We start from the raw sequence: 13,234 nt of genomic DNA on the forward strand, positions 1-13,234 counted from the left end.
GCCGCTTTGTCGGAGTCGATGTGCCTATACATCAGATGTAACCGAGTTTCTCAACGAACTACGCAAAAAAGATCCGGGTCTCGAGGAGCGGCAGAGGAAAGGGCGAGCAAGGCTTTGGGATAAAGCGCCGATAGATTTAGAAGAATGGAAGGCGTTTAATACTTCGACCGTTCCGTTTCGCGTGAATTCGTCGCTTTGAGCATATAGCTTCGTCCCCTGGCTCTCACGAGCGGACTCCCGGCAGTGGATGGCGAGAGACCGCTCGTGGGAGAACTCGGCAGCCAATGCTGCGTTTCCCAGTAATTCGCGATGAATCAAAAAAGAGCCCGTCGGCACGGGCGTCGAACCTACCAGGCGCTCGCTACGCAGGCTGGTTGATCGCATGGCGTAGCGCGGCCAACTCCCGCATAGTTCAACTCGCACTGCCGACCTTAGCCGGCGGCCGTTTTGCGTCAAAGGTCGAGGGTGAAGAAGCGCAGCAACAGCGGAGCTTGCAGATCACCGTGCGAAGAAAGCCTGATGCTCCGGTTCGTGGCCATTTTGCGTTCTGGCATGGCTTAAACTTGGCGCTCCACGGCTTCGAATACCGACAATGAATCTCACCGAGGTCTTCGCTTTTGCAAATCTTTCAGGCCTTGCCTTGGCCTTCGCGGGCGCGGTCCTGACCATTGTTTACGGCCTACCGAACCTCGACGTGCTCAACGAGGGATCGTATGTAGCAACGGAGACAACGGAGCGAGCCCGGCGATTCCGAAGACGTTCAAAGCTCGGACTTTGTCTGATCGCGGCCGGATTTGTTCTCCAACTGCCGTCAGCGGCGTCCGCCCTCAAGAATTCGCCGGCGATTGGAGCTGTGCGTGTGGAGGACGTGTCTGCGCTCGTGTCGATCTGCAAGGATATTGCTCTTTCGATCGCGGGTGCCGTCACGGCGACAGTGGCGTGGAAAGGCTTGACCAACTGGCTTAGGGAGTTGCGGGGAAGGACGCGCTTCGACGCTGCATTGAGTCTAATGCGCGCAGCATACGCGCTACGTGAAGCGGTTGCAAATTGCCGCGCGCCACTCATCGTCGCAGGCGAATTTCCCACTGGATATCGCGAGAGCCAGTCCTTGGGCCGCGAGACTCCTTGGCATGACAAGGTGCAGGCCTACGCCCATGTTTTCGCTGCACGGTGGTCTCCGGTTGGCACGGCAATGACAGAGTTCGAAACAAGGAGCCTCGAAGCCGAGGCGATATGGGGCGGCGACGTCAGGCCTCTAACCCGTGAACTGGTCGATTGCGTCTTGATGTTGAACGCGGCGACAGATAGCTACATCGACGACCTGCGCAGCGAAGGGGAAAACTTCAAAGCGGATCGCGAATTCGGGCGCAAGGTGAGGTCGGAGGTTTTTGCTTCGCGCGGCGCAACGAATAACGAACTGACAAACCGGATTACGAAAGCGTTAGAAGCGCTGGAGGAATACTCGCGGCCCTCGCTTAGATAACAGCCCACGGACCCACAAGGACGTTCTCGACTCCTTCGGTAGATCGCATCGACAACTGCCATGTCCGTGCTTGCAACGGTTTATTCCCCTCAACTCTAAGAATTATGAGGTCGCGTTATGAGACAACGTATCGTGCCTGAACCAATAGTCCTGAGCGACGAGCAGTTTGCAGACTTGAACGAGAAGTACCCGCCATCAGGAGCGAAAGGCAGTAACCACACGGCAAAGGAACGAGCGGAGCATATCGCAAGGCTCTTCCTCGAAGCTCTGTACCCTGGTTGTACCTTCATCCAGTGCGCGCCTGGCGCAGACTTAGCTATCCGTGACCCTTACATCAACGTCGATGATCAGATGGACTTCGAGGTGAAAGGAACTTCAGGGAAGACGGTCAATATCTCCAACATCGTGGCATCGAGCGAGAAATCGGGCAATTTGATGGAGAAGGACGGAGTGCCCATTCTTCGAATCACCGGCATCTTCGAAAGGGTTCCGGGGATTGCAGTGCTGGTTCACGGAGAAGACTTCGTTCTGGAACACGAGTACAGGAAGAGGGCAAAGCCTCTGTAACACTCCGATCGGGACGGCTGCCTGGCCAGTCTCGACGTCCTCCGAGCGGCCACTCCGTAGCGGTTTGAAGACATCCGCGAGCATTCTCTGAATATCGCCAACGGGTCGGCTTCGGGCGGCAGTCGGCGAATTGCGGTCCATTGACCACCCCGCGGAGCCGCCACGGGAAGGGCCTGTTCGCTCTGAAATCTGCCAGATGGAGTACGGGTGCATTTCGGCCTATGTTTAGCCGGCCACCGGGGCCTCACAGCACAATTCGAATCAAGACGCGATGGGCACAGGGATCACCGCTTGAACTCAGTTGAAAAGGATGGCGTTGTGCCAATATCGGCTCCAGTTGTTCCTTCATACCCGGCTAGCGCTTTTTGTGTTTTGAGGTCGAGTACCCCCGTCGGAGTAATTTTGTGTTTTTCCTGAAACTCCTTTACCTTTCCTACTCCCTCCGGAGACAAAATGAGCTTGTAGTTCTGTTGCGGATCACGCGTCACGTACTTGTCCCAGTCCTTGTTGTTTAACTGTTTCGCTGCAAGCGCGACTGACGCTGTATTGGCAAGACGAGCGGTCTCGTAGTCACCCATCTTGGTCGCGCGCAACGCAACCGAAGAATAGATCGTTTGGGCTTGGGAAAATTTCCCAGCCTCCACAAGCTTTCCAGCATTTCCAAGTAAGTCGCGGTCCGCCGACTTAATGATTGGCATCTTATAAAGAAACGTCACCGGCTCCCTACACGTTTTCGGGCCATCGTCTGTGAAAGCGTAGACGTTATCGGGCTCGGCCATGATACGGTCTTGAGCAGTGCACGTAACGCTCGGTGTCAGCTTGCCATCTTTGTCGATTTCGGCGACCAGGGTGCGGCGGCCGGCCGGTGACAATATCCGATACAAGCGGCCCGAACTGCTGATTCGCAATCCGTTTACCTCTACCTCAAGAACAACGTGCGATAGACCGTGCGAAGATTGTGACGCCCTCTGGGTCTGCCCCATTGCGGAAGAGCACAGACAGCTTGCCAGCAGGATAGCTGACCGATTTACGTTCATCTCACACCTCCGCATCTGGCGTCTCGGTCGCCGTTCCATCATCCCCCAGGCAGGCGCTGACAATCAGCAGTATCACGAGCAACAGTCCCCAAAGCAGGAGCGCTCCCCAAAGCCAGTATGTTTCATGTTCCACAAATGAGGTTTGCCACCCATTTTCTAGCAATACTGGAAAAGGCGAATCTTTCTCAGGCTTCCCGCCGACACCGACGCCAGCGAAAGCTGATTGCGGTTCATCCTCGGTTCTGCAGCGCTGAACCTTCGTAGTCATCGCTCCATTGCCGAACGACGTCACCCCAAATTCAATATCGCTTCCAGGCCAGAATCTTTCGAGCTTAATTTGTACAAGATACGGAGTCTCTACGGTGACGGTGCCGCTCGCCACAGCGGTGCCGCGAACAATGTATCGACTGTCCGCCGGGTTGTCGAAAACGTAAGTGCCGCCTGGGGGTTCTGCCTGGACCACGAAGATCAGACATTCAAATGTTGTCGCCGATGTAATGTTGCGCAACCGGATGGTAGACATCTGCCCAGCTTGGCTATCAAGAAAGTCTGTCGACTGCACGGACGTCTGATATTGGATAACCGGCAGACCGGAAAGCCGATCAACAGTACGAACCACTGTCCACGCAAGAGCAGCGAAAAAAATGGTGATTATGTACGGTGCCTTATCGGTAAGGAGTGTTTTTCGAATACGTGTTGCGGTGCGATCTTTCGCCATGGCTGATCATCCTCGGGCGAGGCTCCGTGCAACCAATTATTCGTTTGACTGGACCTCGATCACGCTCTATGTTGGCAAGCTGACGCTCTCATGCGGCATCGCAGCGGTTACCGAGAACGGCCGCTCAAGCGATGAACTGTGCCGTCACTGTATCGCGCCAACGGCCGCTGTGCCTTGGAACCTGCCTTTCGCTCCGTGGCAAAACGAGCGTCCCCTAAGGGTCGAGGCTGTGTCAAAACGTGCAACTTCGACATCGAGCGCGAAAGTCGACCCACCAGAACGCTCTGTATCGGCTTCGCGGCACTTCGGGAAGGGTAAAGCGACAGCCGAAAACCGGGTAGTTTCGAGTTTTGACACAGCCTCGGTCGACTTCGGCCCACCCCTGCCAGTCGGCAAATCGGTCCATTGGCCTGCGCTCGCATTCGGACATTAGGATGTCGGATCGCTCCTGACAACGGTCCTTAGCTAGCCGATGCTTGAACACTCAGGCGAAGAGTTGATTCACAAGATAGATAATGTTCGGCCGAGGTACTTGAGTCCGCCCAGAAACCGGGTCCGCTCTGCAATGGAACCCAGCGGTTTGCTTCCCATCGTCCTCCGACCGGTCTACTCCAATTCTACTAACGAGGTGTCCCGTGACCTTTCCTCATTGTGACAGCCGCAGTACCGACCCGAACGATCGCCGATGGAAGGCGCTTGGATTCGGCCATAAGACTTCTTCGGATAGCACCTGGCGATGGTGGAGCGAAGCGGCCGACAAAGGGCCGTGGCGCATTGCGGCCCCGTTTGGCATGGCCGAGTATCGACTTGTCGGGAAAAAGCTCTACCTCGACGACAACCTCGTTCTCGAAGGGAAGTCGCAGTGGGACGCGACCTGGCGCGCAATTGCGCACTTCTATGCAGAAGTTGTACCGAACACCCTACCGCCGCCATTGGCGCCCCCGCAGTAGGATCGGCGTTGGTCTGTTGAGAAGCGAAGGGCTCTTACAGTAGGCTGTTGTACCATTGGAAGCAGCCCACTGATGTGGCGCTAGTCCTGAAGGTCTCTTGAGGCTCGACTACGATCACCCAAAAGCGGCGGCCTTTTTCATCTGGCGCGACCCGCAATCAAGTCCCGCCGTTAAGTGTGCCGCGAAAGAGGGCGCAAATTCTCTGGACAACCCGCGAGCGATAGTCCCTCTAGGGGCACAGGCGATATCTTCGAAATACTCGCAAACCGGATCAAAGGGGGCTGTGTGGCGCAACAAGATCGTGCGGTGAGGCCGGAGCATGCCGAGCGTGTAGTTCGTTTTCTCTCTGATGGATTCAGTGACTACATTGCGGCCCGAGTTCTGCTTTTGCAGGGCCTCTTGCAACAGGGCGCTATCCTCGCAAGCACGGCACTAGAGAAGTATTTGAAAGCGACGATGGCATCACACGGCGATGAATCTCACGGCCATCTGAAGAAAGCTCACTGGGCCACGGTAAGGAACAAATACCCTGAACTCTTTTCTCTGATGAACGAGAGTTTTCTGAAGCTCTGCCAGAAGTGCTATGACTTGCGCTACACGCTGGACGTTCCCCGAGGATACAACGTCGTGATCGCGTCAAGAGAGTTTCTAGCGGAACTAGACCATACCGTGTTGCTAATGGAGACCAGGTTCGTGCGTGCCAACGCAAGCGGAATTCCAGAAAAGACACGGTTCGAGTTGATGACCGAGGGCCAAGATGAACGACTTCTGAGAGACAACCACGTATTGCTAAAGCAGGACAAGAACGCCTTCGTTTATGGGGCGGCCCAAACGGTCCATGAACTGAGAAGAATCAGTAACGGGAGAATCGTAGAGCTTACGTATCGGACGGGTAGCATTCCGAACGATCCGTCATTCACGAGAGAAGCCTTTGTGCCGAAGGCGGGGGACGACCGAAGCTATGAATTGAGTCATCTCCCGTTTCAATAGTGATGCCAGGCGTTTCCGCGCATGGCGCACGCTTTTGCTTGGCGCGTACGCCTTCGGTGGACTTCGGCTCGCACGAGCTGAGCGCCACGTTGCAAACGCACCTAGGTAGCGTACGATCGATGCAGGCAGCCATGCGCCCAGGTACCGCAGGTTAAGCGCTGCTCTCATCTGCCCGCATCGCATGCGGGCTTTTTTGCGCTCACGGGCCGCCAGAACGCGCTAGGATCGGCCCAGGCATCGCCCTGGCCTTCACAGTGCCTACATCGGGGCCGCCCGCTTTGTGCGGGCTTTTTTTCGCCTGCAGGCGCGCGCCACGCGTCGTTGTCGCGAACTGCTTGAGACGGTGCCAACGGCTCGTGGTGCGAATCAAAACATTAAGGGGGACACCCCCCCGAAAGTTTTGACGCGTGAGCAGGTGGCGCGTGATGCGGGTATGTCCGACGACCAAAGGAAAACGGCGCTACGCGTGGCGGCGGTGCCGCGAACCTGTCTGTTTTGATAGGGTCCCGCACGTGCCGAGCGGGCGTAGCATCGCGACTGAACTATGCGCACCCCGTGCACAGCTTCATTCAGTCTCCTACTGCCCGCGCGAAGCGGGCTTTTTTTGGGCTCATCGCGATCATGAAAAAAATCATCTTTCTCGCTGCGATGGCGCTCGCTGGCTGCGCCTCAGTTCACGAGAGCTACGCACCTGACGGACAAAAGGCATACACACTCAACTGCAGCGGTATGGCGCGCGGCTGGGACAAATGCTATTCGAAAGCTGGAGAGCTATGCGGCGAGCGAGGCTATACCGTCATCGACCGCAGCGGCGAATCCGGCGCGGTGATTGGAGGGAGCAGCAACGGCTTCGCTGGAGGCACAACGAGCGAACGCTCGATGGTGGTCGAATGCAAGCGGCCTGGCTGACGATCACTGCTTGCGCGAGCGCGGTGCAACGTATTGCTTGCCCGCCTTTCCGGCGCGGGTGGTTGAGGTTCCAGGTTTCGACTGCCCCGCGATTTCAGCCGCCGTGTACATCAGCAAAGCCTCTGATATCAGGCGCGCGCCCACGCGTTCGGTGGGGGCATCCACGCGCCCCGCAAACTCCGCGAGCCGTGTGCGGTCGGCATCGGAAAGCCATACAACGACGGGCAGGCAGAATCGGGACATGGCGGCCTCGCACGATGAGGGGGGACGCCGCGATTATCGCGCCGTGTGGGCGCTCTTATACTTGCGGCTGACTCAACAATAAGAAAAAAACGCAAACATGGCAGACCAACCAACGTGGTGGAAGTACATCGTAGACGGGGCCCAGATCGCATCCGCCATCGGGACGTGCGGCGCGGTGATCGTTTCCCTGTGGCTCGCCAATCGAAAGCCGAGGCCGGACCTTCGGCTCACTGTGGGGCTAAGAATCCTGCTCGGTGGCGATTTGCCTGGGCCGCCGTGGCCTGAATTCCTGTGCATTAGCGTCGTGAACCGTGGCCTTACGCCCGCCACCATCGAAGGTTTTTCGTGGAAGCCCTCGCGCGGCGCGAAGATCGCGGGCCTGCAGAATGTAGATTCGCCGGCGCAGTACGCCCAGAACCCGCGCTTGCCGCTGACGTTGCAGCACGGGCAGAGTGCGATGTTTTTTGTCGAAGCTGGCGAGGATGACGGGTGGTTTAAGCTGATCGAGCAGCACGGTTTTTTTGACGACATCCTGTTTAGCCGGGGACTTCTGGACAGCCTGCGCCTGGAGGCCTACACGAGTGTGGGCGTGGTAGCCAAGGCGCAGCCCGATACCAAGGTTCTAGACCGCCTGTGGGCGGCGATGCAAGTGCACAAGGCACGCACCGCGTCATAGATCGCGGACGGCCCGCCCCTGCTCAGGTGGATAGGTGCCGCGCCTACCATGCGCGCGTAGCATCGGTGCCGGGCTGCTCTCCAGGCTTGCCCCAACTGAGTCTCCCTTTTCTTGCCCGCCTCTCGATGCGGGCATTTTTCTGCCCGGATTTGTTGTGCGGGCAATTGGTGCGAAAAATCGGACCGGGGGTAAAACTGGGGGTTACGAGATGTGATATTGGCTGTAAACACCGTGGGGAAAGGGGTTCAGGCTGGTGCGTCGATTTCTACGGAGTAGCGCATCGACTGCCGAGGGAGTTCGAGAGCGGACGGTACGCCGCGGACTGTGGCGCTGAGTCTAACGTATTTCGGGCGCGATCTGACCGTCGATGCATGCCGGACCGGGCCGAACCTGGCGCCGGCGTCTCAGTCCACGCTGAGCGTGCTCGCGTTCGTTGCGGCGGCCGCGTCGCCGAGCAGGCCGTGCGTGCCGTTGATGCGCCGCATGCGCGTGCGATACCAGAAGGTCCAGGCCATCAGGCCGCCGAACACGCCATAGCCGATGATCGGCGAGACGACGAGAAAGCGCTCGATCGGCCACGTGGCGGCCAGGTACGTGCGCAGCGCGGAATCGAGACAAAGCCCGAAGCCCCAGATGAACGTGAGCAGCCGCATGGCCGCCGCGAAGCTCGTGTTTTCCTTCCAGAGCTGTTCGAGCCGCGCGACGCCCTCGCGCGTCTCACGCGCGACCGTCGCTCGCGTGAGATAGAACACGAGCGGGCGCCTGGCGAGAAGCGAGATCAGAAACGCGGCGCCGATCGCGCCCGAGGCGAGGCTTTCGCGCATCAACAGCACGCGCGGGCTGCCGCCGAATGCCACGGCGAGCACAGAGAGCACGATGCCGAGCAGAATGACGGCGGAGAGCGCATCCACCCGCCGAAAGCGCACCAGTTCGACGATGCTCCAGGCAAGCGGCGGCGCGGCCGAGGCAATGAGGCCGCCGACTTCGCCCCAGTGCGGCTCGGCGAGACGGTAGGCGACCCAGGGAAGCAGGAGATTGACCGCCAGTTCGGCAACGAATGCGGGACGCAGCTTCATGGGGTGCGTGCTCCTGTGGGTTCGCCCAAGGGAATGTCGCAAGTATGGTTCATGCGCCGCACGACGGCAAACTGGCTGCACAGCGGCCGACGGCGGATCGGGTTGCCCCTTGCGCGAGGAGTTCTCACGCCTGTGTCATGCCGGTGCCGATTCAGCCGCGCTGTGCGACACTGCCGCGTGTCCGGCCCGATGCGGCCTGCTTTCTTTCTCGTTGCCCATGACCGCACGCGCGCCCATCCCGTTGCAGGAAATCGAACTCGTCGCCGTTCGCGCGCAGGGCGCGGGCGGCCAGAACGTGAACAAGGTGTCGAGCGCGATTCATCTGCGCTTCGACATCCGCGCCTCGTCGTTGCCCGAGGTGCTCAAGATGCGCCTGCTCGCGCTCGCCGACCGCCGGATTACGAGCGAGGGCGTCGTCGTGATCAAGTCGCAGGAATACCGCACCCAGGAACAGAACCGCGTGGCCGCGCTTGCGCGCCTGGAGGAACTGGTCGACAGCGTGAGCGTGACGCGCAAGGCGCGCGTGGCGACGCGTCCCACGCGCGCCTCGAAGCTGCGCCGGCTCGACAGCAAGGCGCGCACCGGTGAACTGAAGGCGGGGCGTCGGCGCGTCACCGACTAGCGACCCGGATCACGCGGCGGCTTGACCCGGCTCGCGCCACGGGCGCTCGCGCGGCCCGTGCTCGGGCGGAAAGTCCGCGCACAACATGTGCGCCAGACGCGGTCGAAATTGGAGAAGCCCGCACCGAAGTCGGGTTCGGCATGGCTTGGGACGGACGGCGGCGCGGGCGGTTCGTGGGCGCCTCTACCGCCAGGGCCGCGCAACTGCTTTCCAAAGCAGGCGCTCAGTGCGCCGTGTTGGGCACGTCGAGAATCAGGATGATGGTCCAGTCCGCGTCGCCTTCGTGGTGGTATTGGCGCTCCGCCACGATGAACGGCTGCTGCTTGCCGGCCGGGCCGAGAAACAGCACGTCGCCTTCCATCGGCAGGCATTCGATGGGGGGCAGCGCGAGATACGCATCCTGGTTGCCGCCGCGCGGCATCAGTTTTTCGATCTTGCGTGAGGCCGCTTCGGTCCATTCGATGTCGAGCTGGATGTTGCTCATTGCGTTTCTCCGCGCGTGGCGCGCACAAAAGGTTGGGTCTGCCGACCGCGTCTAGCCGACCGCGTCTGGCCGACCGCGTCTAGCCGACCGCATCTGGCCAACCGCGGCGTTTTCGAGGTGCGCGACTTTAGCATACCGCGCCGGCGCGTCGGCGCGGGCCGCTGCGCGCGAGGCCACAAACGCAGCGAAGTGGCGCGGCGAAGAAAAAAGCCGATGGCGGCTAAACCGGCATCGGCTTCATTCCCGGGAAGGCGTCGCCCGCGTGCGCTGGGCTGCGCGCGGCCAGCCTCGTCCGTTCTTACTGGGCAGGGGCCTTCTTGTGATGCGGATGCCCCGACTTGTGATGCATCATGGGCGCCGGCGCAGGCGCGGCTTCCTGTTGCTGCTGCAGCGCCTGCGCGCGTTGCAGGACGTCGTCGGCCTTGGCCGGGTCGGTGCTCATCGTGATGCCGTTATCCGACTGCGCGTGCGCAGCGCCCGCCAGTGCGGAAAGTGAAATCAGGACTGCGAGGGACACTTTTTTCATCTCTACCTCCGAAGGAGCGGTTTATGGACCCAGCCGGTGCCTGTCCAAGCAGGATGGACACCCCATTCTAACGATCAAATACTCGCTCCAGATGACATCACGTAAGCCGTTCGTGCGGGAGTTACATCTCGTTACATCTAACGTCGCCTAACGGTCATATTAGAACCAGCCGATCATCCGATACACATAGAACTGGGCAACCCCAATCGATTCGTGGAGCGCCGTTTCAGCGGACTTGAGATTTGCGAGGCGCGGAAGCAGGCCGCGCTCGACATGCCGCACGCTGGAAACCGCAGGCAGCGGGTCCATGTCGAAACGCCGGAAATCGAGCATCGCACGGCGCATCTGGTACGAGGACGTGACGAGCAGGAGCGTTTCGTCATTCCCGGCGCGGACGATGGGCGCGACGTTGCGCGCGTTCTGATACGTCGTGAGGCTCTGGTTTTCGAGCACGAGATCGGCGCTCGGCACACCGGCGCGCAGCAGGTAGGGCGCGTAGTTGTCGGCCTCGGCGCTCGCATGGTGCTCCGGGTTGCCGCCACTCACGATCACGCGGCAAGTGCCGCCCGCGCGCGCGCACTGTGCGTACAACTCGGCGGCAAGCGCAATGCGCGCGTAGACGTCGCGCGCGGGGACCAGTCGGCCGCCGTGCGATTCGGTGCCGCCGCCCAGCATGATGATGGCGGTGCGCGCACCGAAGTGCGCCGGGCCGATTTTCGCCTGATCGTAGGGAGTGCGATACAACTCCGGCTGGGCGATATCGAGCAGCACCGCGGTGAGCCAGCCGGTCGCGAGCAGCCAGAAGACCGCGGCCGCGCAGACCGCGACACGCCAGCGCGCGCTGCGCCACAGCAGGCCGAGCGCAACAAATAGCACAAACAAAACGAATAGAATCAATTTGGATGAGGTAACGTATTGTTTTCGGGAAAATGTGCGTCCAACCGACCTTTGCGCCGCGAGCGTGGCGCGGCGTTGGCCGTGCGGGAAGCGGTGAAGCCGCTTTCACGGGGGGCCGGATAACCTGCAGTCCCTGCCGCTGCTCATCGCACGGATAGGGCGCGTGGGCCCGCTTGGGCACAGACTGCGCCATTCTCAGGTCCGCGTCGCGCCGCAGCCGGCTCGCGTGAGACTCAATGATCGCAGGACTGCATTTTAAGAAAGAAGTGAGATGACCACGTATTCCAACGAAGCAGTACTCGAAGCGCTGAGGCGGGTGCAGTATCGGCAGGTCCCGTGGGCGCGTCGTCCTGAAGTGTTCCAGTATTTGCGCGATCTCGGCATGATGGACATCGTCCGGCAGCGCACGGTTGCGCCGGCGCCGGGTTTCCATGCGCCGGTCGATATCGCGGTGCTGACCGATCGCGGCCGCGCCGAATTCGCCCGGCTCGCTCGCGACGAGCGCACGGTGCAGTGGAGCGCGCATCGCGTGGCCGACTATGTCGCGGAGCGCGTACCCCAATCCGGCCTCGAAGCCAGCCAGTAGTACCCCCGTTTGTACCCCCGTCCTCTTCGTCCCGCCAAAAAAAAGCCCGCATCGAAAGATACGGGCTTACCGGAATTACTGCTGCCACGCTGTGCTTGATGGCGTAAGGATAGACCGCACATGAAGCGCGGTGGTTCCCCGGGGCAGGGTATTTGCTGAGCCCGCGACGTGCCGGACGCTCTTACCGTCCTGCGTCATCGCTGCTCGTTCGTCGGTTCCGGCCGTCCTCTCGATGGTGTTTCGCTGGCCGGCTTACCGGCGCTGCGCTGGTTCCTGCCTCTGCGGCGCGCTGCGGCGGGCATTGTCCGCAATATCGCCCCGCAAGTCGCCGCGCGGCACTGGCGGTTTGCTCGCGTTCGGGCCAGGCGCTACGGGCGGCATGGCGTGCGCGCCGGTGCGCGCGATCGACCATGTCGGTACGGAGGCATGCGGCGGGTGGGCCGCGGCGCTGAACGACACGAACGAAGCGGTCGGCGCGAAAAGGGCGAGGGCGAACAGCGAAACCATGATGCCCCGGATGTGCAGGTTCATGGATTTCATGGTGGTTCCCCGTCAATCCAGTTTCTTGACGTTAGTGGACATGCTCCTAAGCTAACGTCGGGCACGAAAGCGCGCTGTAAATATTAGTAAAGAGATGTATCGCGCGATGCCGATCGCCTGGTTGCGGACGCAGCGACGTCGATGCGGCCCGCATCAGTGGGGAGGGGTGGCGCTGCTGGCACGACCGGAAAGCGGTCTGCAGCGGCCATGAAATACGCAAAGGATGGGGAGATAAACACGCCGGGCGCACGATGCGCCCGGCGGAAAAGCAGTTTAAGCGTGGCTCAGGCCATCTTGACCGGCGCGCGCCACGATTCCGGATTGGTCCAGAACGCGCCGCGCAGGCGATCACGGCTGGGCGGTGCGGGCGGCTTGGTCGCCGTGGCGCCGATACGGCCGCGCAGCGAAATTTCGCGCCCGTTCGTGCTCAGTCGCTTGACGATCTCCGCAAGCGTGCCGTCTGCCTGCCACTCGTCGAAACGACGGCGGCAAGTCGGCGGCGAGGGGTAGCGGCCCGGCAGCTTGGACCAGCCTTCACCCGTCGAAAGCACCCAGAGCACCGCGTTGACCACAGCACGCGCTTCGACGCGAGGCCGTCCGCGCCGTTCGCTCCGTGCCGGTTCAGCACAGAACAACGCCTCGACCAGCGCCCATTCGTTGTCTCTCAAATCGTCGAACAGCATCATGTTTCACCTCAGCGAAGCTATCTCCGGTGCGCTGCCCCGCGCTGCGCACTCTTCATGGACTCCCGGCCGGATGCCGGAGTACCAGGCGGGCCCGGCTGGATCGTCCCGGACTGCATGCTTCCGGTACGTCCATCGAACCTGTGCGTGCCTTAATGCGAAAACCGTGCCAGCACGTACGTTCTCGTCTTGAAGCCGCGTGGCGCCAAGCCCGCGCGGGAGATTGCCAGGGGCGTATAAGACTCGA

16 protein-coding genes and 2 pseudogenes are annotated in these 13,234 nt (G+C 60.7%); 9 read left to right on the forward strand and 9 right to left on the reverse strand.

The window, feature by feature from the left end:
* Nucleotides 1–25 precede the first annotated feature (25 nt).
* The 3 genes and pseudogenes from AB3X99_RS03725 to AB3X99_RS03735 form a co-directional block, all read left to right on the forward strand.
* Nucleotides 26–199 (forward strand): annotated as a pseudogene (locus AB3X99_RS03725) (DUF3460 family protein); the annotation flags it as partial.
* 393 nt (nt 200–592) lie between these two features.
* Nucleotides 593–1,483, forward strand: a complete 891-nt coding sequence (locus tag AB3X99_RS03730; RefSeq protein WP_368616147.1) for a hypothetical protein — start codon at nt 593–595, stop codon at nt 1,481–1,483.
* Between the two features lie 117 nt (nt 1,484–1,600).
* On the forward strand, nt 1,601–2,050 hold the full coding sequence (locus AB3X99_RS03735) for a hypothetical protein (protein WP_368616148.1): 450 nt from the start codon (nt 1,601–1,603) through the stop codon (nt 2,048–2,050).
* Between the two features lie 284 nt (nt 2,051–2,334).
* On the opposite strand, the gene AB3X99_RS03740 is transcribed toward AB3X99_RS03735, so the two are convergent.
* The gene (locus tag AB3X99_RS03740; RefSeq protein ID WP_368616149.1) at nt 2,335–3,087 is read right to left on the reverse strand and encodes a peptidoglycan-binding domain-containing protein; all 753 of its coding nucleotides are present in this window, start codon (nt 3,085–3,087) and stop codon (nt 2,335–2,337) included.
* Between the two features lies 1 nt (nt 3,088).
* Complete coding sequence (locus AB3X99_RS03745) at nt 3,089–3,805, reverse strand: hypothetical protein (protein WP_368616150.1); 717 nt, start codon at nt 3,803–3,805, stop codon at nt 3,089–3,091.
* Between the two features lie 635 nt (nt 3,806–4,440).
* Between AB3X99_RS03745 and AB3X99_RS03750 the strand changes: the two genes are divergently transcribed.
* From AB3X99_RS03750 to AB3X99_RS03760, 3 genes are all read left to right on the forward strand, one after another.
* Entirely contained in the window at nt 4,441–4,755 is a 315-nt protein-coding gene (locus AB3X99_RS03750; protein WP_368616151.1) for a hypothetical protein, read from the forward strand.
* A 285-nt stretch (nt 4,756–5,040) separates the two neighbouring features.
* Entirely contained in the window at nt 5,041–5,745 is a 705-nt protein-coding gene (locus AB3X99_RS03755) for a hypothetical protein (protein ID WP_368616152.1), read from the forward strand.
* A gap of 555 nt (nt 5,746–6,300) precedes the next feature.
* Nucleotides 6,301–6,654, forward strand: coding sequence for a hypothetical protein (locus tag AB3X99_RS03760; protein WP_368616153.1), 354 nt, complete (start codon nt 6,301–6,303; stop codon nt 6,652–6,654).
* A gap of 3 nt (nt 6,655–6,657) precedes the next feature.
* Here AB3X99_RS03760 and AB3X99_RS03765 read toward each other — a convergent pair whose 3' ends face one another.
* Entirely contained in the window at nt 6,658–6,897 is a 240-nt protein-coding gene (locus AB3X99_RS03765) for a hypothetical protein (RefSeq protein WP_368616154.1), read from the reverse strand.
* A 97-nt stretch (nt 6,898–6,994) separates the two neighbouring features.
* Between AB3X99_RS03765 and AB3X99_RS03770 the strand changes: the two genes are divergently transcribed.
* Entirely contained in the window at nt 6,995–7,573 is a 579-nt protein-coding gene (locus tag AB3X99_RS03770) for a hypothetical protein (RefSeq protein ID WP_368616155.1), read from the forward strand.
* 404 nt (nt 7,574–7,977) lie between these two features.
* Here AB3X99_RS03770 and AB3X99_RS03775 read toward each other — a convergent pair whose 3' ends face one another.
* Entirely contained in the window at nt 7,978–8,649 is a 672-nt protein-coding gene (locus AB3X99_RS03775; RefSeq protein ID WP_069267883.1) for a VC0807 family protein, read from the reverse strand.
* 217 nt (nt 8,650–8,866) lie between these two features.
* On the opposite strand from AB3X99_RS03775, the gene arfB reads away from it, so the two are divergent.
* On the forward strand, nt 8,867–9,271 hold the full coding sequence (gene arfB, locus AB3X99_RS03780; protein WP_069267882.1) for an alternative ribosome rescue aminoacyl-tRNA hydrolase ArfB: 405 nt from the start codon (nt 8,867–8,869) through the stop codon (nt 9,269–9,271).
* Between the two features lie 223 nt (nt 9,272–9,494).
* Here arfB and AB3X99_RS03785 read toward each other — a convergent pair whose 3' ends face one another.
* From AB3X99_RS03785 to AB3X99_RS03795, 3 genes are all read right to left on the reverse strand, one after another.
* On the reverse strand, nt 9,495–9,755 hold the full coding sequence (locus AB3X99_RS03785) for a hypothetical protein (protein WP_028212153.1): 261 nt from the start codon (nt 9,753–9,755) through the stop codon (nt 9,495–9,497).
* A 298-nt stretch (nt 9,756–10,053) separates the two neighbouring features.
* The gene (locus AB3X99_RS03790; protein WP_028204804.1) at nt 10,054–10,281 is read right to left on the reverse strand and encodes a hypothetical protein; all 228 of its coding nucleotides are present in this window, start codon (nt 10,279–10,281) and stop codon (nt 10,054–10,056) included.
* Between the two features lie 159 nt (nt 10,282–10,440).
* Nucleotides 10,441–11,163: a YdcF family protein gene (locus tag AB3X99_RS03795; RefSeq protein WP_368616156.1), complete on the reverse strand. Its 723-nt coding sequence runs from the start codon at nt 11,161–11,163 to the stop codon at nt 10,441–10,443.
* A gap of 286 nt (nt 11,164–11,449) precedes the next feature.
* Here AB3X99_RS03795 and AB3X99_RS03800 point away from each other — a divergent pair, with 286 nt between their 5' ends.
* The gene (locus tag AB3X99_RS03800) at nt 11,450–11,764 is read left to right on the forward strand and encodes a hypothetical protein (protein WP_069267881.1); all 315 of its coding nucleotides are present in this window, start codon (nt 11,450–11,452) and stop codon (nt 11,762–11,764) included.
* A 252-nt stretch (nt 11,765–12,016) separates the two neighbouring features.
* On the opposite strand, the gene AB3X99_RS03805 is transcribed toward AB3X99_RS03800, so the two are convergent.
* Both AB3X99_RS03805 and AB3X99_RS03810 read right to left on the reverse strand, forming a co-directional pair.
* On the reverse strand, nt 12,017–12,304 hold the full coding sequence (locus tag AB3X99_RS03805) for a hypothetical protein (protein ID WP_141710846.1): 288 nt from the start codon (nt 12,302–12,304) through the stop codon (nt 12,017–12,019).
* A gap of 296 nt (nt 12,305–12,600) precedes the next feature.
* Nucleotides 12,601–12,987, reverse strand: a pseudogene (locus tag AB3X99_RS03810) (transposase); the annotation flags it as partial.
* Nucleotides 12,988–13,234: the final 247 nt, after the last annotated feature.

Origin of the sequence: Paraburkholderia sp. BR10882, from assembly GCF_040948855.1 — a bacterium.
Taxonomy (GTDB): Bacteria; Pseudomonadota; Gammaproteobacteria; order Burkholderiales; family Burkholderiaceae; genus Paraburkholderia; species Paraburkholderia nodosa_A.

Excerpts from the sequence above, each read along its gene's own strand:
- AB3X99_RS03730 (WP_368616147.1), top strand. The coding sequence starts at position 593 with ATGAATCTCACCGAGGTCTTCGCTTTTGCAAATCTTTCAGGCCTTGCC.
- AB3X99_RS03735 (WP_368616148.1), top strand. The coding sequence starts at position 1,601 with ATGAGACAACGTATCGTGCCTGAACCAATAGTCCTGAGCGACGAGCAG.
- AB3X99_RS03770 (WP_368616155.1), top strand. The coding sequence starts at position 6,995 with ATGGCAGACCAACCAACGTGGTGGAAGTACATCGTAGACGGGGCCCAG.
- AB3X99_RS03790 (WP_028204804.1), bottom strand. The coding sequence starts at position 10,281 with ATGAAAAAAGTGTCCCTCGCAGTCCTGATTTCACTTTCCGCACTGGCG.
- arfB (WP_069267882.1), top strand. The coding sequence starts at position 8,867 with ATGACCGCACGCGCGCCCATCCCGTTGCAGGAAATCGAACTCGTCGCC.
- AB3X99_RS03740 (WP_368616149.1), bottom strand. The coding sequence starts at position 3,087 with ATGAACGTAAATCGGTCAGCTATCCTGCTGGCAAGCTGTCTGTGCTCT.
- AB3X99_RS03775 (WP_069267883.1), bottom strand. The coding sequence starts at position 8,649 with ATGAAGCTGCGTCCCGCATTCGTTGCCGAACTGGCGGTCAATCTCCTG.
- AB3X99_RS03785 (WP_028212153.1), bottom strand. The coding sequence starts at position 9,755 with ATGAGCAACATCCAGCTCGACATCGAATGGACCGAAGCGGCCTCACGC.
- AB3X99_RS03765 (WP_368616154.1), bottom strand. The coding sequence starts at position 6,897 with ATGTCCCGATTCTGCCTGCCCGTCGTTGTATGGCTTTCCGATGCCGAC.
- AB3X99_RS03800 (WP_069267881.1), top strand. The coding sequence starts at position 11,450 with ATGACCACGTATTCCAACGAAGCAGTACTCGAAGCGCTGAGGCGGGTG.
- AB3X99_RS03745 (WP_368616150.1), bottom strand. The coding sequence starts at position 3,805 with ATGGCGAAAGATCGCACCGCAACACGTATTCGAAAAACACTCCTTACC.
- AB3X99_RS03805 (WP_141710846.1), bottom strand. The coding sequence starts at position 12,304 with ATGAAATCCATGAACCTGCACATCCGGGGCATCATGGTTTCGCTGTTC.